At 69.5% G+C, this 16994-nt stretch carries 16 protein-coding genes; 4 read left to right on the top strand and 12 right to left on the bottom strand.

The window, feature by feature from the left end:
* Positions 1–107 precede the first annotated feature (107 nt).
* Genes C5B99_RS02570 through C5B99_RS02560 form a run of 3 tightly spaced genes read left to right on the top strand, consistent with a single transcriptional unit; the run spans position 108 to position 3592 of the window.
* Positions 108–1625: an amino acid permease gene (locus tag C5B99_RS02570; protein WP_374953459.1), complete on the top strand. Its 1518-nt coding sequence runs from the start codon at positions 108–110 to the stop codon at positions 1623–1625.
* The gene (gene alr, locus C5B99_RS02565; protein WP_104240205.1) at positions 1622–2788 is read left to right on the top strand and encodes an alanine racemase; all 1167 of its coding nucleotides are present in this window, start codon (positions 1622–1624) and stop codon (positions 2786–2788) included. Before C5B99_RS02570 ends, alr begins: the two co-directional genes overlap by 4 nt.
* 51 nt (positions 2789–2839) lie before the next feature.
* The gene (locus C5B99_RS02560) at positions 2840–3592 is read left to right on the top strand and encodes an IclR family transcriptional regulator (protein WP_104240204.1); all 753 of its coding nucleotides are present in this window, start codon (positions 2840–2842) and stop codon (positions 3590–3592) included.
* A gap of 34 nt (positions 3593–3626) precedes the next feature.
* On the opposite strand, the gene C5B99_RS02555 is transcribed toward C5B99_RS02560, so the two are convergent.
* Both C5B99_RS02555 and C5B99_RS02550 read right to left on the bottom strand, forming a co-directional pair.
* Positions 3627–4391 (bottom strand): IclR family transcriptional regulator, encoded by a 765-nt coding sequence (locus tag C5B99_RS02555; protein ID WP_258063010.1) that lies wholly within the window; start codon positions 4389–4391, stop codon positions 3627–3629.
* Positions 4392–4410: 19 nt separating this feature from the next.
* Positions 4411–5115 carry a cyclase family protein gene (locus tag C5B99_RS02550; RefSeq protein WP_104240246.1) on the bottom strand — a complete coding sequence of 235 codons (705 nt, stop codon included), beginning with the start codon at positions 5113–5115 and terminating at the stop codon, positions 4411–4413.
* Positions 5116–5686: 571 nt separating this feature from the next.
* Here C5B99_RS02550 and C5B99_RS02545 point away from each other — a divergent pair.
* On the top strand, positions 5687–6184 hold the full coding sequence (locus C5B99_RS02545; RefSeq protein ID WP_104240203.1) for an Lrp/AsnC family transcriptional regulator: 498 nt from the start codon (positions 5687–5689) through the stop codon (positions 6182–6184).
* A 29-nt stretch (positions 6185–6213) separates the two neighbouring features.
* On the opposite strand, the gene C5B99_RS02540 is transcribed toward C5B99_RS02545, so the two are convergent.
* The 10 genes from C5B99_RS02540 to C5B99_RS02495 form a co-directional block, all read right to left on the bottom strand.
* On the bottom strand, positions 6214–6675 hold the full coding sequence (locus tag C5B99_RS02540; protein ID WP_104240202.1) for a flavodoxin domain-containing protein: 462 nt from the start codon (positions 6673–6675) through the stop codon (positions 6214–6216).
* 9 nt (positions 6676–6684) lie between these two features.
* Positions 6685–8031, bottom strand: coding sequence for an FAD-dependent oxidoreductase (locus C5B99_RS02535; RefSeq protein WP_104240201.1), 1347 nt, complete (start codon positions 8029–8031; stop codon positions 6685–6687).
* A gap of 113 nt (positions 8032–8144) precedes the next feature.
* The gene (locus tag C5B99_RS02530) at positions 8145–10238 is read right to left on the bottom strand and encodes an acyl-CoA dehydrogenase (RefSeq protein ID WP_104240200.1); all 2094 of its coding nucleotides are present in this window, start codon (positions 10236–10238) and stop codon (positions 8145–8147) included.
* Between the two features lie 195 nt (positions 10239–10433).
* Positions 10434–11627 carry an ABC transporter permease gene (locus tag C5B99_RS02525; protein ID WP_104240199.1) on the bottom strand — a complete coding sequence of 398 codons (1194 nt, stop codon included), beginning with the start codon at positions 11625–11627 and terminating at the stop codon, positions 10434–10436.
* Positions 11624–12508: an ABC transporter ATP-binding protein gene (locus tag C5B99_RS02520; protein WP_104240198.1), complete on the bottom strand. Its 885-nt coding sequence runs from the start codon at positions 12506–12508 to the stop codon at positions 11624–11626. Before C5B99_RS02520 ends, C5B99_RS02525 begins: the two co-directional genes overlap by 4 nt.
* A 221-nt stretch (positions 12509–12729) precedes the next feature.
* The gene (locus C5B99_RS02515; protein ID WP_104240197.1) at positions 12730–13449 is read right to left on the bottom strand and encodes a response regulator transcription factor; all 720 of its coding nucleotides are present in this window, start codon (positions 13447–13449) and stop codon (positions 12730–12732) included.
* Between the two features lie 104 nt (positions 13450–13553).
* Complete coding sequence (locus tag C5B99_RS02510) at positions 13554–15008, bottom strand: sensor histidine kinase (RefSeq protein ID WP_181064914.1); 1455 nt, start codon at positions 15006–15008, stop codon at positions 13554–13556.
* A 46-nt stretch (positions 15009–15054) separates the two neighbouring features.
* Positions 15055–15537, bottom strand: a complete 483-nt coding sequence (locus C5B99_RS02505; protein WP_104240195.1) for a hypothetical protein — start codon at positions 15535–15537, stop codon at positions 15055–15057.
* Positions 15538–15668: 131 nt separating this feature from the next.
* Complete coding sequence (locus C5B99_RS02500) at positions 15669–16487, bottom strand: M48 family metalloprotease (RefSeq protein ID WP_104240194.1); 819 nt, start codon at positions 16485–16487, stop codon at positions 15669–15671.
* A 74-nt stretch (positions 16488–16561) separates the two neighbouring features.
* Positions 16562–16960, bottom strand: a complete 399-nt coding sequence (locus C5B99_RS02495; RefSeq protein ID WP_104240193.1) for a BlaI/MecI/CopY family transcriptional regulator — start codon at positions 16958–16960, stop codon at positions 16562–16564.
* Between the last annotated feature and the right edge of the window lie 34 nt (positions 16961–16994).

Raw genomic sequence — 16994 nt, 5'->3', positions numbered from 1 at the left:
CGTCGGGATACTTGGGAATTACCTCCAGAGGATGCAATATAGGCATCAACGCGTGGCTATGTTGCACACTGCTCCTCGACCGCGACACAGAACTCAAAGGTGAGCCCATGTCCCCCTCAACGCACGAAGAGCTGCCCAACTCGCTCCCGCACACGACGTCGACCCAAGTTCCCCTGCGCAAGCTGCAGCGATCCATGGGCGCGCGTCACCTCGTCATGATCGCGCTCGGCGGAGTCATCGGCTCTGGCCTGTTCCTGAGCTCCGGCTACACGATCTCGCAGGCTGGCCCCCTCGGTGCCGTCCTCGCCTACGGCATCGGCGCCGTAGTCGTCTACCTCGTGATGACCTGCCTGGGCGAGCTGGCCGTCGCCTACCCGGTCTCGGGCGCCTTCCACATCTACGCGGCCCGGAGCATCAACCCCGCGACCGGGTTCACGACAGCATGGCTCTACTGGCTCTGCTGGGCCGTCGCCCTCGGCTCCGAGTTCACCGCCGCCGGGATCCTCATGCAGCGGTGGTTCCCGGGCGTCGACGTCTGGATCTGGTGCCTGGTGTTCGCCGCCGCGCTCTTCGGAATGAACGCCATCTCGGCGCGCGTGTTCGGGGAGTCGGAGTTCTGGTTCTCGATCGTCAAGGTCGCAGCCATCGTCGTGCTCATCATCCTCGGCGGCGCGGCCATCTTCGGCTTCGCCCCGTTCGGTGGCCCAGCCGCCGAGCACGGCCCCGTGTTCTTCACGAACTTCGAGACGCCGGACGGCCTCTTCCCGACCGGGATCTCCGGGGTGCTGGTGACCGCCCTCGCCGTCTTCTACGCCTTCAGTGGCTCCGAGCTGATCGGCGTCGCGGCCGGCGAGACGAAGGACCCGGCGAAGAACATCCCGCGTGCGCTCAAGTCGACCGTGCTGCGCCTCGTCATCTTCTTCATCGGCGCCATCACGGTCATCGCGGCCATCGTCCCGTACGAGGAGACCGGCGTGACCGACAGCCCGTTCGTGACCGTCTTCGAGTACATCGGCATCCCGTTCGCCGCCGACATCATGAACTTCGTCATCATCACGGCGCTGCTCTCCGCCGGCAACAGCGGACTCTTCTCCTGCGCGCGGATGCTCTTCTCCCTCGCCGAGGAGGGGCACGCCCCACGCGCATTCACGAAGCTCACCCGGCGAGGCATCCCCCTCACGGCCCTCAGCGTCAGCATGCTCGGCGGGCTCGCCTCGCTCATCTCGAGCGTCATGGCGCCCGAGACGGTCTATCTCGTCCTCGTCTCCGTCGCAGGCTTCGCCGTCGTCGCCGTCTGGATGTCGATCGTCGCGTCCCAGTTCTTCCACAGGAGGAAGTTCGTCCGGGCCGGCGGCGACGTCAGCACCCTGGCCTACCGGACCCCGCTCTACCCGTTCGTCCCGATCCTCGCGTTCGCGCTCCTCAGCATCTCGATCGTGGCGATCGCGTTCGACCCGAACCAGATCGCCGCACTGTACTTCGGCGTGCCCTTCGTCATCGCCTGCTACGTCGTCTTCTGGTGGCGGTACACGCGCCGGGGCGCGAAGCCGGCGCTCCTCGTCGACGAGGAAGCTGCGTCCGCCCCAGCTGAGCAGCTGGACACACCGAGGAGCCACACGTCATGACCACCGCGATGACGGCGGAGCCGGTCTGGGTTGAGATCAACCTCGACGCCATCCACCACAACCTTCGGGAGATCAAGCGAGAGCTCGCCGGCAACAGCACGCTCTGCGTCGTGCTGAAGTCCGACGCCTACGGGCACGGCATCGATCTCGTCGGCCCCGTCGTCATCGCCCACGACATCGAGATGCTCGGCATCTCGAGGAACCGTGAAGCCGCCCAACTCCGCGCCCTTGGCTTCACGGGGCGTCTCCTGCGGCTGCGTTCAGCGCAGCCGCAGGAGATGCAGGCGGGCACGGCGTGGATGATCGAGGAATGGATCGGCGGGTTCCCCCACGCGACCGCCGCGTCGGCCGTCGCCGTCGCCGCTGGACGGAGCATCCCAGTGCACCTCTCCATCAACTCATCCGGGATCTCACGTGACGGCGTCGACGTCTCCCGGGACGCGGGACTGGCTGAGCTGCGCGCGCTCGCCTCGCTCCCAGGCCTCGACGTGCGCGGCGTCGCGACGCACTTCCCTCAAGAGGATGCGGACGACGTCCGGGCTGGCACGACACGGTTCGTCGCCGAATCCGAGGTCATCCGCGCGACCCTCGCGCAGCGAGGCGCGCGTTCGCCGATCGACCGGCACTGCGCCACCTCCTTCGCCGCGTTCACGGTCCCGGAGTCGAGACTCGACCTCGTGCGGATCGGCGCGGCACTCTACGGCGACACGGCCGCCGACCCGAAGCGGTTCCGGACGGCGATGGCGCTCAAGTCGCGCGTCGCGGCCGTCAACGGCTACTCGCGCGGCGAGAGCGTGGGCTACAACCGCGCACATGCACTCGCGAGGGACTCCGTCCTCGCCACGGTTCCGGTGGGATACGGCGACGGCTACCCCCGTGACCTGAGCGGTCGAGCCGAAGTCCTCATCCGCGGCAAGCGGGCTCCCGTCATCGACCTGCTCGCCATGAACTGCCTCACCATCGACGTCACGGAGGTGCACGGCGTGTTCCCCGGTGACGAGGTGGTCCTCTACGGCAGACAGGGCGGTGAGGAAGTGACCGGCGCCGACCTGGAGCTCGCGCATGGGCACCTCGCCGCCGACCTCTACACGGCGTGGGGAAGAATGCTCCCGCGGAAGGCAACGGGTGCGCACGCCCTGGAGCGTGCCACGACGCTAGGCTGAAACGTCACGATCACCGAGTTGCCCAGCAGCCCCACGAGACGGGAGCCTCGCATGCACCAGCAGTCGTCGCTCTCCCAGGGCCTGCAGCTGCTCGCCGCGGCGACGCAGCGCGAGGCGACGGGACGCAGCGCGTTCACCGTCTCGAGGCTGGCTGACCACACGGGGCTCGAACGCAGCCGGGTCTCGCGACTCACTCAGGAGCTCGTCCAGCTGGGCATGCTCGAGAAGAACAGGGACCTCGCCTTCCGGCCGGGCCCCCGTCACTTCGAAGTGGCCGCAGCACGCCAGATGCCGTGGCTCCGGGAGGCACGTCGAGAGCTTCGCGGGCTCGTCTCCGCGTTCCAGGTGGATGCCCGCATCTCGGCGTCGCTCGGTGACCGGGCCCTGCTCCTCAGGTTCGAGTCGCCCGCGTCCGGCGCCAGCACCTCCGTCCGCCCGGGGATGGTGACGCCGATCTGGTGCACGGGAGCCGGCAGGGCGCTGCTCTGGGATGCGTCGACGGATCAGCTCCAGGCGCTGCTCGGGCACGCACAGTTCGTCGGCGTCGGCGGCCCGAGAGCCCCCTACTCGATCACGGAGCTCTCCGAACGACTGACTCGCGATCGCGCGACCGGACACATCGACGCGTTCGAGGAGTTCGAGCACGGGACCTCCGACCTGGCCGCTCCGATTCGCGGCGAGGAAGGGGCCATCGTCGCCGCCCTGAGCTGTGTGTCGCGGGCGCTCCCGGAGACGGCGCAGCCGCGTCTCGTCGCGGCCATGGCGGCGGCGGCCGATCGCCTCAGCGCGCTCGCCGACTCCTGAGCAGCGAGCGGATGCGCGCGGGAGCGCGCGATGCTCAGTGCACTGGAGCGGCGAGAATCGTGGACAGCGTCAGGGCGCAGTCCCGAACGGCCGCACCCAGCTCTGCCGTCTTCGGGCGCAGCCGTTCGCGCGTGCCGACGATCTGCACGGCGGCGACCACCTCGCCCCGGAAGTCGTACACCGGAGCACCCACGGAGTACAGGCCCGGTTCGGCCTCCTCATCCACGATCGAGTAGCCACGCTCGCGCGCAGCCGCGAGCCTCGCCAGGAACTCCTCGAGGCTGGCCGCGGCGTTCGGGCCCGCGGCCCGGAACTCGGTCGCGGCGAGCACCGCGGCGATCTCGTCGTCGGTGGCATCCCACAGCACCCCCTGCCCCGCGTCCGAGCAGAACGCGGGGTAGGGGCGCCCCAGCCATGACCCGATCATGCGCGCAGCCGTCGGGAGCGCCTCCACGATCGTCACCGTGCTGTCACCGCTCAGCACGCCGATGAAGCAGGCCTCGCGCGTCCTCTCGGCGAGCTCCTCGAGCAGCGTGAGTCCGTCGGTCTGGAGGCGACGATCGGTGAGCTCCTGAGCGGTGGCGTAGCCCCGCCAGCCGAGCTGGTAGCTCCGGTCCTCGAGCCTCGTGACCGCCCCTTCCTCCGTGAGGAACTTGAGCGTCCGAGACACCTGCGAGCGGTCACGCTCGAGCATCGCCGCGACCTGCGCGACGGTCGCCCGGTGCGGCGCCACGCTCGTGAGGTCGGCGAGGGTCGTGAGCACGTCCAGCGCACGCCCCATGCTCGAGTTGGAGTCCACGCGGCCAGCCTAGCGACGCTCAGTGGATGGCGAAGACGCGCGCCGGGAATCCGCTGCCGCCCAGGGGCTTGGGCCACGTCGCGACCACAGCCGCCCCCGCCGCTGGGACGCGGTCGAGGTGCGCCATGAGCTCGATCTGCCAGCGGTCCTGCTCCAGCAGATACCGCTCGAGGCTGAAGTCGCCCACCGAGGTCGCGGAGCCCGGGTCGGTGTCGGTCTGCTCGTGGCCGACCGCCGCGACATCACGCTGGGTGACCAGGAACGTCAGCACCTCGCGACTCCATCCAGGCACGTGGCTGACCCCGTCGGCGCTCGCGTTCGCCATGGCCGACGCGTCAGGCCACCGCGTGCTCCAGTCGGTGCGCAGCGCGACGAAGGATCGAGCGGGGATCCTCCCGTGCTCGCTCTCCCAGAGCTCGATGTCCTGCAGCGTCGGGGTCGCATCGGGGTCGACTGCGGCACGCGCGCTGATATCGAGCACGACCAGCGGAAGGATCATCTCCGCGACGGGCAGCTCGTCGAGGCTGCGTCCGCCCTGCGCGAAGTGCGAGGGCGGGTCGACGTGCGTGCCCCACTGGCCGATGATCGAGTACCGGTGGGCCGTGAAGCCATCGCCGCGATCGAGGGAGAAGATCTCCGTCCGCTCCTCGTCGGGGAATGCAGGGAAGCGCGGCTGGCCGGCATGGAAGGCGTGCGTGAGGTCCGTGAACGTGCGGCCGAGCATGGCCGAACGCAGCTGGGGCCACAGATCGCTGCGGGCGGCAGGAGGCTCGTCTCTGGCGCGCGAGACGAGCGTCACGCCCTCGGTGACCTCGATGACCGGAACCTCCCACGGATGGACCTCGACGATGCGCTCGAGGATCTCCGTGAGCCGGTGAGAGCCCAGCTCGCTCTCGACGTGGGTCGTCACGGCGAGCGTCGGTGAGATGGTGCGCTCTCCGGCGGATCCGAGCGTCGGCTGAGCCCCTGGGCCGACAGTGAAGCCCTCGAAGCCGATTGAGACCTCCGTCACCGTCTTGTAGTCGCCGAAGTCCCCGACCTCGGGGAACGACGAGAGGGCCTCTCTCAGGGGTCGTACGTCTGGGCTGTCTGCGAAGACCGCGGCGTTGCCAGCGACGACCTCGGCGAACGTCTCCGGCTGCACGGGCCAGTAGATCCGGATCCTGCTTCGAACCGTCGTGCTGAGAACCATGGTGTTCCTCTCCTCTGACGCGCCATCGCGTCATTCTCGTCCCGCGCCCATGCCATATAACCACGCGAGAGTGCTAATGTCACACTCAAAGAGGGAGCAGACAATGACGATGCGACCACGCGACGACATCGACGCGCAGCTGCTGCGCGAACTCACGAAGAACGCGCGAACCCCGCTGGTGACCCTCGGCAACAAGGTGCGGCTCTCCAGGAACGCCGTCAAGCAGCGCATCGAGCGACTCGAGCGCGACGGCGTCATCGAGGGCTACACGCTGGTTCGGGGACATGACGCCGGCAGCCAGGACACCCCGATCTCGGCGGTGCTGTTCGTGTACCGCTCCGACCGCATGCGCGGCTCCGACGTGCTCGCTGCCCTCGCCCAGGTCCCCGAGGTCACCAGGTGCGACATCCTGACGGGCGACTACGACCTGTTCGTCCTGCTCGAAGCGCGATCGGTCGAGCGCATCAAAGAGGTCTGGGAGAGCATCGCCGCGATTCCCGGAGTCTCGGACACCGTCACGTCGCTCTCGCTCTCCACCGCCATCCGCCGCCCTCCCCCAGCACCTGCCGGACACACGCCGCCGCCCATCGCTGATGCGTGATGGGCGGCGGAAGGCCAGTCGGACGGGCGCTACGCGTCGATGCCGGCCGCTTCGAGCGCCGCGAGCAGCGTCGGAAGCCAGGCGAGCGCCGCGTCGCTCGCCGTCTGGCGCGAGCTGGCGTCGTGGCGACCGTACTCGCCGACGCGCTGCGCGCCGAGCTCCGTCATGAGCCGGTCGATGTGCTCGCTCCCCTGGCTGTAGGTGTCCGAGTAGGTGGTGTCACCCATCCCGAACATGCCGTAGCGGTACCCGTCGAGCGCGGGACGGATGGCGTCGAGCTCCTCCCAGAAGGGCAGGGCACCGCTCGGGAGCTCCCCGTCGCCGTGCGTCGAGCAGACGAAGAGGTAGAAGGTGCCTTCCTCGAGCTCTTCCGGCTCGAAGACCGACATGTCCTCGACCATGACGTCGCGGTCCGGCATGGCGTCGGCGAGGTCGCCGGCCACGAGCTCGGCGTTGCCCGACTCGGTGCCGTAGAGGATGACAATGCTCATGTGCTGCTCCTAGGTGTTGCTTGCGGGGTGGGGGTCTTGGACACTCGCACGACCGGCCTCGGCGTGTGCATCGGAGGAGTCGACCTCGGCTCGGCCGCGTGCGATGCGCAGCAGCGTCTCGGTGTTCTGCTCCTTCGCTCGCACGCGCCCCGGGCCAGCCCGGCGCTGCTCGTGCTCATCGATCGTGCTCCACTCGGCGAAGCTCACGGCGCTCTCCTCGAGCCGCTCGAGCAGTGCGGCCCGCTCATCGTGCGGCTCGTGCGCCGCGGATGCGAGCCACGAGTCGACCTCTCGCGCGACCGTCTGACCCTCGGCGCGGCTCTCGGCGATGGTGCCCTTGGGGCCCCGTCTCGCCCAGCCCGCCGCGAAGACATCATCCTCGTGACCGAGGAGCGCGTGCAGGAGGTGCGCGTCGCCGCGGTGGAAGCCGACGGCCGTGATGACGGAGTCGACGTCGATGGATGCGGGCTCGGCGCTCGTCGAGGCGGCGAGCGCCTCGGACGCGCCCGGTCCGGCGAGCGATAGGCGGAGGGTCTCGCCGTCCCGCGCGAGCGCCACCGGCGCGACGCCGAGTCGAAGGCGGACCGTGACCCGCGGGTTCTCCGGCTGCGGTCGGTCCAGGAGGCCTGCCAGGGCGACGGCCTGTGCGGACCGAGTCGATGTGTCCGCCAGAGAGCTGTCGTCGACGCCGAAGGCCTCGACGCGGACATCGTCGATGCGCCCGAGTTCGGCAAGCAGCGACGGTGTGAACTTGGCGTCGTCGATGCCTGCCCGCCCGAGCACCTCGATGACCTGCAGCTCGCCTGCTGCGGCGTCGAGCAGCGGCGAGTGCACGTCAGAGCCCTCGAAGTCGGTCTCGTGCTTGGCGAGCAGGCGCACGACGTCGATCGCGACGTTGCCGTTCCCGACGACCGCGACCCGACTCCCCAGCTGCGGGAGCGAGATCTCGTCGCCGGGATGCTGGTTGAGGATGCGCATGAACCGACCAGCGCCGATGACCCGCTCGTCGTCGAAGCCGGGAAGCGGCAGCTCCGCATCGGCGTGGAGCCCCGTGGCGACGACCGTCGCGTCGAACGCGCTGCGAACGGCATCGAACTCGACGTCCCGCCCCACCTCCACGTTGCCGAGGAAGCGCACACCCGAGCGGGTGAACAGGCGATCGAACTGCCGAGTCACGGCCTTCGTGCCGACGTGGTCCGGGGCGACGCCGTAGCGGATGAGCCCATACGGCACGGGCAGTCGCTCGAACATGACGATCTCGACGTCGCGGCGCAGCTTGAGCAGCGCCTGCGCCGTGTAGCAGGCCGACGGGCCGCTGCCGATGATCGCGACGGCACGTCGGGGTTCAACGGTCATGCGGTGATGCTCTCCTCGACTCACGGGGCGCGGGAAACGCTCCGCCGAGTATCGCACCTCGACCCAGGCCGCCGCTTCAGGTTGGCGGCCGACCGCGGCTCGGCGCGCGAGCGTCAGGCGTTGGCGCCCGCCTTCTGCTGCTTGAGCTTCTCCTCAGCGCGCATCGCCTTCTCTTCCACCGGGGCAGTGCCCGACTCCCGCTGCGCGCGCATGTAGGCGCGGGCTTCGTCTTGCCGCTCGCGCTCAGCGCCGGAGGCGATGGAGGCGCGGATGTGCTCCGGCCCGTAGCCGAAAGCATCGACGAGGTCAGCGGCATGCGGGCGCAGACGCGCGATGAGGCGCTCCCTGTAGGCGGAGACGGCCTGAGCGCGGGGCACGGAGAGCCGACCCGACATGAGGTACCAGGCGAGGTTCTCCTCGATGAGGCCCAGACCGAAGAGATCGCGCAGCCACGTGAGCACCTGGCGGGTCTTGCCTTCCGGCATGGTGGTGATCGCGTCGGTGAACGCCTCCCACTGCAGGAGCTGGCCGTGCGCGCGGGCCGCCTCGATGAGCGTCGGCTGGTTGCGGTTGAAGAGCGCGGCCGCCTCGGCCTTGGACAGCTTCTTGGCGTTGCGCAGCTTGGCGGCGATCTCGGAGACGAGGGTCTCGACGCGCGCCGTCAGCAGCTCGTGCTGCGTGGCAGGCTGGCGTAGCCAGCCGACGGACCGCGCGCGGCTGCCGCGGTCGAGGACGATCTGGCCGATGCCCCGGAGCCCGGAGCCCGAGTAGACGCGCTCGGCGGTCTGCTCGGCGATGATGCGCGTCACCTGCCCCCGGTCAGCACCCTTGAACTGCTCGGCGTAGTCGCTGAGCAGGCGCTTGCCGACAAGCTGCAGCAGCACGTGGTTGTCGCCCTCGAAGGTCGTGTAGATGTCGAGGTCGTGGCGCAGCTGCGCGACTCGGTTCTCGGCGAGGAAGCCGGCACCGCCGCAGGCCTCGCGGGCCTCCTGGAGGGTGTCGATGCCGTGCCAGGTCGAGAGGGGCTTGAGCGCCGCCGCGAGGGTCTCGAGGTCTTCCCGGTTCTCGGGGGTGTCGAGCTCGCCGGAGAAGACGCCGTGGAACTGCTTGAGGAGGTTCTCGTGCGCGAAGCTGAGCGCATACGTCGTCGCGAGACGCGGGATGAGCCGCTTCTGGTGCATGCCGTAGTCGAGCAGCACCGTCTCCTCGCCATCGCCGCCCGCAAACTGCCTGCGCTCGTTCGCGTAGGTGACCGCGATCTTGAGCGCGACCTTCGAGGCGGCCACCGAGGCGCCATCGAGCGAGACGCGACCCTGCACGAGCGTGCCGAGCATCGTGAAGAAGCGACGCCCAGGGCTCTCGATCGGCGAGCTGTACGTGCCGTCCTCCGCGACGTCGCCGTAGCGGTTGAGGAGATTGCGCCGAGGCACCCGCACCTCGGTGAAGTGCAGTCGGCCGTTGTCGATGCCGTTGAGGCCGCCCTTGACGCCGTCGTCCTCGCCACCGACGCCGGGCAGGAAGCCGCCGTCGTCGTCGCGGATGGGCACGTAGAAGGCGTGCACGCCGTGCTTGACGTTCTTCGTGATGAGCTGCGCGAAGACGACCGCGGCCTTGCCGTGCAGCGCCGCGTTGCCGAGGTAGTCCTTCCAGGCCCCGCGGAACGGGGTGTCGATGACCCACTCCTGCGTGCCCTCGTCGTAGCTCGCCGTCGTTCCGATCGAGGCGACATCCGAGCCGTGGCCCGTCTCGGTCATGGCGTAGACGCCCGGCACCTCGAGGCTCATGATGCCGGGAAGGAACGTGTCGTGGTGGTACTCGGTTCCGAGGTGCATGACGGCCGAGCCGAACAGGCCCCACTGGACGCCCGCCTTGATCTGCAGGCTCGGGTCTGCCACGACGAGCTCCTCGAACGCGGCGATGTTGCCGCCGTGGTTCTCGCCGCCGCCGAGCCGCTTCGGGAAGGCCAGGTTGACGGCCCCCTCCTCGACCAGGATGCGCAGCTGGCCCATGACGCGGTCACGATGCTCCGGCATAGCCAGAGCCGGATCGCGCCAGAGCTCGGGCCGGGCCGAGTTCGCTCGCGCGCGCAGCCGCTCCTCCGGCCAGGTGCCGAGCAGCTGCTGCGACAGCCAGCCGACATCGATGCGGCTCTGCTCGAGAGCGACAGGCTCGTCGAGTTCCGGATCGTTGATGCTGATGTCAGACACGGATGCTCCTTTGCAACGTTCGGGGGTGCATCCACGCTAAGACGGGCCACCGACACTCGCCATTTCCCAGTGGGAGGGCACGAGAATCACGCGCCACTCGAGCCCCCGAATTGCACACTTCATACAACTCAGCGGGCCAAGCGTTAGCTTGACCCGCCAGAGATGTCGGTGAAACCGGTGCGATTCAGACCGCGGCTACCCCTTGAGGGCGTCGCTGAGCTTCACGCGCCCACCGATGCGCAGGATCGAGTTCTCGTAGATCCGGGCACCGATCATGATCGACACGGCGCTCGTCGCAATGAGGATCACGAGCGCCAGGATCGGCTCCCACCACTCAGCCTGGCCGAGCACCACCCGGAGCGGCATCGCGATGGTCGCCGAGAAGGGGATGTAGCTGAGGATCGTCATGAGCAGCGCGTTGCTGTTGAACAGGATCACGAGCATGTACGGGATGAGCATGAGCATCATGAGCGGCGTCGTGACGCTGCCCACCTCCTCCTGCCTCGAGACCATCGCGGAGGCGCCGGCGTAGAGGGTCGCGATGAGCACGAACCCGAACACGAACAGCACGAGGAACCAGATGAAGCCGGGCCCGATGAGCGAGAACAGCGCGCCCTGCCCCGTCGCGGCGAGCGCTATCGCCGCAGCCGCGAGGATCGCGGCGACCTGGATGAGCGCGAGTACGCTGTTGCCGATGACCTTGCCCGCCATGATGACGCGGGGCGTGACCGTGGAGAGCAGGATCTCCACGATGCGCGACTGCTTCTCCTCGACGACGCTCTGCGCGATCGTGTATGCGTAGCCCATGGCGGCCATGAAGTAGAGCACGCCGAACGCGACGGCCATGATGTAGCCAAGCGCGGGGTTCACCTCGGGTGCCTGCAGCGAGAACGATGCCGGCACCTGGGCGAGCGCCATGGAGTCCTCGGTCGGAACGCCGTCGAGGCCGACGAGCACGAAGGCCCCGTCGCCGAGGTCGCCTGCCGGCTGCCCGTCGCCCGTGAAGAGCTCGAGGCTGCGCGCATCCGGCGGCGTCAGCACCGCGTACTCGACGTCGCCGTCTGTCACGAGTCGGGCCGCCTCCTCAGCGGATGCGACCTCCGTCGTCTCGAGTCCGGCGGCTGCGGCGACGGACTGCGTTCCCGAGACGGTCGCCACCTTGGTCGCGCCGCCCCCGATGGCGTCGCCGAAGAGCGCGACGGCGACGATGCCGCCCGCGACGAGCAGCAGCGTGACGAGGAACGAGATCTGCTGGGCGCGCGAGCGTGCCTGCACGAGGATCTCGCGCTTCGCGATGAGCTGGATGCCCTTCGCAGAGCTCAGACCGAACTGTCGCGGCGGCGTGGAGGCGCCCCGCTGCGGTGCCTTGGTGTCCTGTGTTGTTGTCATGCGACGACCTCCCGGTAGATGTCGGAGAGCTTCACGATGTGGCGGCCGAAGCCGAAGACGGGGCCCCGGTCGAGTGCGGTGCGAAGAATGCGCTGCGCGGTCTCGCCGGAGTCGGCGACGAAGATCGCGTCCCCTCGGTCGAACTCGAGCACCGTGATGCCCGGCTCGTCGCGCAGCCAGCCGGCGTCACCCGCGAGCGAGATGCGGTGCATGCCCTCGGAGTGCCGCTCCTGCAGCTCGTTCCGGTCGCCGCTCGCCCTGATGGCGCCGCCCGAGATGATGACGAGGTTGTCGCTGAGTCGCTCCACCACGTCGAGCTGGTGGCTCGAGAAGAGCACGGGCACTCCGCGCGCTGCGAAGCCCTGCAGCGTCTCGAGGACCACCTCGACGGCAAGCGGGTCGAGTCCTGAGAACGGCTCGTCGAGGATGAGGATCTCGGGCTCATGCGCGAGGGACGCCGCGATCTGCGCGCGCTGCTGGTTGCCCAGCGAGAGGTCTTCGACGTTGTCGCCCGCCCGCTCCGTGAGGCCCAGATCCTCCAGGAATCGGTCTGCGTTGCTCGCCGCCTCCCTGGCGCTCAGGCCGTGCAGCTCCGCGAAGTACGTGACCTGCTCCTTGACCTTCATCTTCGGGTAGAGGCCGCGCTCCTCTGGCATGTACCCGAAGCGGGCACGGTCGGTGACGGCGACGGGCCTGCCGCTGATCGTGACGACGCCCGAGTCCGGCTTGACGACGCCGAGGATCGTGCGCATGGTCGTGGTCTTCCCCGCCCCGTTGCCGCCGACGAAGCCCGTGAGCTTGCCAGGCTCGACCGTGAAGCTCACGTCGTCGAGCACCTTGCGGTCTCCGTAGGTCTTGGAGATGTTCTGGATCTCGAGCATCACCCCTCCTGTCTCGCGCGACGTCCGCCGCACCGTCTCTCGGCCCGTCCACCTCTGGGCCTGATGGAAACGCTACGGAGATCGGTCAGAGGAGGGATCGGCCGCGCGACGGAACTGCCCTCGCTCGGCGTTCATCCGCTCGGGTGAGGAGGTGCCGACCACGACGGAACCGCCGGGCCCGGCTGCACGATGCCACGCACCCGGCCGCGCGCACCCGGCCGTTACTCGACGGGGGCGACGACCCCCACGTTGTAGGCGAAGATCACGGCGTGGATGCGGTCGCGCACGCCGATCTTCGCGAGCAGGTTCGAGACGTGCGTCTTCACGGTCGCCTCGGACACGAAGAGCCGCTGCGCGATGTCCGCGTTGCTGAGCCCCTCCGCGATGAGGGCGAGCACCTCCCCCTCCCGGTCGGTGAGGCTCGCGAGAGTGGGATGCTCGGCAGCGGACTGCGAGACGGGCGCGGCCTGGAGCGCGTCCGCAGGCTGGGACGGCGCTGCCTCCGCGGGGTCCTGCAGCATGCCGGCGATCACGCCGCGCGTCACCTGGGGGTCGAGCAGCGCGTCACCGGAGTGCACGACCCGTACCGCCTCCACCAGTGTCTCCGGCGGGGAGTTCTTGAGCACGAAGCCGCTGGCCCCCGCGCGAAGCGAGTCGCGGACGGCGGCCTCGTCGCGGAAGGTCGTCAGCATGAGCACTCGCGGCACGGCCCCTCCGAGCTGCATGATCTCGCGGGTCGCTGCGATGCCGTCGAGGACCGGCATCTGCACGTCCATGCAGACGAGGTCGGGGCGGAGCTCGGCGACGACGGAGACGGCTTCGCGGCCGTCGGTTGCCTCGCCGACGACGACGATGTCGGGTTCCGACTCGAGAATGAGCTTGAACCCCATGCGGACGAGCTGGTGATCGTCGACCAGCACGACGCGGATCTTCTCAGACACTTGGCCTCCTTTGGCACCCGCCGGAGCGGTGTCGTTCTCGTGACCGTATCGGGGCGAGGTTACCGGGAGCTTGCCGATCGGTGCTGGGACACGGGCGCATGCCGTCAGCTCTGCCGCTCGTAGGGGACGCGGAGGAGCACGCGGAAGCCGCCACCGCCCCGCTTGCTCGTCGTGAGGTCGCCGCCGGCGGCCCTGGCGCGCTCTCGCATGCCCACGAGGCCCAGGCCGCCGGAGCCGTTCGCTTGCTTCGACGCCGCGGCATGCGCGAGGGAGGCTGGCCCGTCGTCGGTCACGTCGAGCTCGACGCCGCGCTCGAGGTAGCGGAGTCGCACATCGGCGGGGGCATCGGGGCCCGCGTGCTTCCGCGTGTTCGTGAGGGATTCCTGCAGCACCCGGTAGACGGCGATGCCCGTCAGGGGCGACACCGACCGAGGCTCGCCGAGGGTGCTGAACTCCACCCGCATGCCAGCCCCGCGCAGCTCCTCGATGAGCGCTGGCACCTGTTCGATCGTGTGCGTCGAGGGGGCGGATGCGCCGGTTTGCGCTCCGGAGGCACCGTCGTTCTCGCGCTGGCCGCCGTCGGCGGACTCCGAGTCAGCATCAGCGTCTGCGCTGCGCAGCGTCGTCAGCAGCGAGTGCAGCTCGTCGATCGCGACTCGCGCGCTCTGCTCGACGCCGAGGAGCGCCTGCTTGGACTTCTCCGGCGAGGTCTCCGCCGTCCGGCGCGCGGCGGCTGCCTGCAGGCCCATGAGCGAGACGTGATGTGCGACCACGTCGTGGAGCTCCCGCGCGATGCGGACGCGGTCGAGGCGGATGGCCTGCTCCTCGACGAGGCGACGCTCGTCGGCGAGCGCCGCCGTGTACTCCTCGAGCTCGCGGGTGCGCTCCTCGAGCGCCGCCCGCTGGCCGGCCCTCCTGAAGTCGGAGTTCCCGAACCAGAACGCGCCGATGAAGTAGAGCACGTTGATGAGCAGGGTGTAGGCGCCGAAGACGCTCGTGATCCAGTTCTCACTGTCGCTCCCATCCGAGAACGTGAACACGAGCGTGGCGCGAGTGAGGGAGTCGACGAGCGCCCACACGATCATGCCGATCGTGATCCCGATGCGGAGCAGCGTCACCAGGGCACGCTGGTTGCTCCACGCTCCCGCGGTGAAGAGCACCAGGAAGTAGCCGATCTGTGTGACGATCGTGTCGAGGTACGTGAAGGCGAATGCCGAGACGAACGCAACCGTGCAGAGCACGAGCATCCACAGCGGGAAGCGGCGCCGAAGGGCGATGGCGACCCCGTACATGGCGGGGACGAGGACCATGCCGACCAGCGCCGAGGCGGGGTCGGTGTCATGGAGGATCGCGCCGACCTCTGCCGGGTCTGCGCCCTTGCGCAGCTCGAGCACGGCCCAGTTCGAGAAGACCATGAGCGCGACGGCGACCAGCGCCACGACGATGTCGGTGCGGAGCGCGCGCGGCGACGGCCCCGGACGCTTCCAGTCGGCGGGATGCTCGGCATCGATGCCCTGCAGCCGCTGCCACAGCTCGCTGCCACGTGCTGACGTGATCATGTGGCCAAGCGTAGGCGGGGCCTCCGACATCCGGCGCGCGAGCGCATCAGTCGAGGAGCCCCGTCGGCTCGGCTGGGAGGCGGCGCCAGGCGGCGTGCAGCCAGATCGCGCCGACGACGCCCGTGCCGAGCCCCACGATCAGCTGCACCGTGCCCGTCGGGCTCGCACCGGTGATGGCGAGCACCCCGGTGAGGAGCAGGCCTGTGACGGCAAGGACCGACAGGATGCTGCCCGCCGTGCGGGCCCCCTCCGCGCGCTTCCGCCTGGGCGAGCCGAGCAGCTTCCAGATCGCACCGTAGCCGACCACGACGACGACGAGCATGACCGCAAAGCTCAGCACGCTCGCCGAGCGGAACTCGGCCTCCTGCTGCCAGTTGGCGAACGCGCCGGCTGCGATCATCACGGCGAGCAGGATCGTGAGCTTGCGCAGCCTCGAGACCCGGGACGGCGTGAGCGCGCGCTCTGGCTCAGCGTCGCGCGCGACGTCGTAGCCCGGGCGTGGTTCTTCGAACGGGGTGGAATCAGGCATGACCCAAGCCTCCCACGTCGAGCCCCCGCGGCCGTCTCCGTCCCGTCACAGAACGGATTCGAACACCTGGATGCGCGTCCAGCTTCGCCAGCGGTCGACGTAAAGCGAGTGCCGCCCCTGCCCAGATGAGCTCAGGCGTCGAGGCTCGGCGCCGCTCCTGTGGTCCGCGTGCGGAGCCTCCGCGCGCGCTGCACGAGCACGTCGTCCTCGGCGCCTGCGCCCGCGAGCGCCTGGAGCGCCCCGGCGAGAGCATCCGCCCCGGCCTCGTTCGCAGCCGCGTCGTCGGCGATCAGCTCGATGAGCAGCGACGTCGCACGCGACAGGTTCTTCGCGCCGGCGTACCGCGGCAGGCAGGCCTCGTTGACCTCCGCGAGGCGCTGCGCCAGCGCGTGGAAGCGCATCAGGTGGCAGCGCTCGTGCGCCACGACAGCCTCGAGCTGCTCCCGCGTCAGCAGCTCGACGAGTCCGCTCGACACGATGACGACCGGCGCGCGCCCCGCGGCCGCGAGGGCGTGGGGCACTGGCGAGTCGACGAAGCGCACGAGCGCTCCGCCGATTCGCTCGTCCCGGTAGGACAGCACGCGCGCGGCGTCTCGGAGCTCGTCGTTCGCGCGGCGTCCGTCGGCGAAGGCGCGGCCCGACCGGCGCGTCACGATGAAGCCCCAGCCGAACATCGCGATCAGGCCGGCGCTCGCGAAGACGGAGGCGAGCGCGATCTCGAATCCGCTCAGCCAGCTTCCCTCGTCATGCTCCCAGGTGAGCACCGCGACGACAGAGAGCGCGACGGCCGCGAGCAGGGCGAGCGACCCGCCGACGACTGCGCCATGCCAGAGGCCGAGGGCGAGCTGCGGGTGTCGCACCTGCCAGGTGCCGCGCGTCAGGAGCGAGGGCGCGGCGAGCATCGTGAACACCGCGAACGCGAGGCACACGAGGGCAGGGATGATCCACATCGGAGATCACTCGCGCTCGGGCAGCATGCCCGAACGCCCTCTCGGAGCCATGGTGAAGGCCAGTCCGGCTCCGGCTAGCTCGCCGTGGCGGCCTCGGAGGCCGCGGCGGGCGCGTGCTGGAGGGCGGCACGCAGCAGGTCGGCGTCGCGGGCGTCGAGGTTGCCGGCGAACTTCAGCAGTGCGGCCTCGCGGCCGTCGATCGTCTTGAGGGCGTTCAGCATGGCCCGGGAGGCGTGCTCTGCCTCGCTCTGCGTGGCGGCGAAGCGGATGCCCCGCTGCTCGTGGCCGACACGGGCGACATCGCCCTTGGCCCTGAGTCGGTCGAGGGCGGTGAGGATGGTCGTGGAGGCGGGAACCCGGCCCGGGAAGCGGTCCTGGATCTCGCGCGCCGTGAGGGGCTCCGCCGCCGCCCAGAGGAGTCGCAGCACGACGAGTTCGAGCTCACCCCGCGCTCGAGTGCGAGTTCCTGGCATTGTGTTGCTCCAATTCTTGTCGCGGAGGTGCCGT

The organism is Pseudoclavibacter sp. Z016 (assembly GCF_002931215.1).
Lineage (GTDB): Bacteria > Actinomycetota > Actinomycetes > Actinomycetales > Microbacteriaceae > Pseudoclavibacter.
This window is presented reverse-complemented; position numbering and strand designations above follow the sequence as displayed.

Bases quoted from the DNA above. Each gene is read 5' to 3' on its own strand.
- C5B99_RS02525 (WP_104240199.1), bottom strand. From the start codon at position 11,627: ATGACAACAACACAGGACACCAAGGCACCGCAGCGGGGCGCCTCCACG.
- C5B99_RS02570 (WP_374953459.1), top strand. From the start codon at position 108: ATGTCCCCCTCAACGCACGAAGAGCTGCCCAACTCGCTCCCGCACACG.
- alr (WP_104240205.1), top strand. From the start codon at position 1,622: ATGACCACCGCGATGACGGCGGAGCCGGTCTGGGTTGAGATCAACCTC.
- C5B99_RS02535 (WP_104240201.1), bottom strand. From the start codon at position 8,031: ATGACCGTTGAACCCCGACGTGCCGTCGCGATCATCGGCAGCGGCCCG.
- C5B99_RS02520 (WP_104240198.1), bottom strand. From the start codon at position 12,508: ATGCTCGAGATCCAGAACATCTCCAAGACCTACGGAGACCGCAAGGTG.
- C5B99_RS02500 (WP_104240194.1), bottom strand. From the start codon at position 16,487: ATGTGGATCATCCCTGCCCTCGTGTGCCTCGCGTTCGCGGTGTTCACG.
- C5B99_RS02540 (WP_104240202.1), bottom strand. From the start codon at position 6,675: ATGAGCATTGTCATCCTCTACGGCACCGAGTCGGGCAACGCCGAGCTC.
- C5B99_RS02495 (WP_104240193.1), bottom strand. From the start codon at position 16,960: ATGCCAGGAACTCGCACTCGAGCGCGGGGTGAGCTCGAACTCGTCGTG.
- C5B99_RS02550 (WP_104240246.1), bottom strand. From the start codon at position 5,115: ATGCTCGGCCGCACGTTCACGGACCTCACGCACGCCTTCCATGCCGGC.
- C5B99_RS02510 (WP_181064914.1), bottom strand. From the start codon at position 15,008: ATGATCACGTCAGCACGTGGCAGCGAGCTGTGGCAGCGGCTGCAGGGC.
- C5B99_RS02505 (WP_104240195.1), bottom strand. From the start codon at position 15,537: ATGCCTGATTCCACCCCGTTCGAAGAACCACGCCCGGGCTACGACGTC.
- C5B99_RS02560 (WP_104240204.1), top strand. From the start codon at position 2,840: ATGCACCAGCAGTCGTCGCTCTCCCAGGGCCTGCAGCTGCTCGCCGCG.
- C5B99_RS02545 (WP_104240203.1), top strand. From the start codon at position 5,687: ATGACGATGCGACCACGCGACGACATCGACGCGCAGCTGCTGCGCGAA.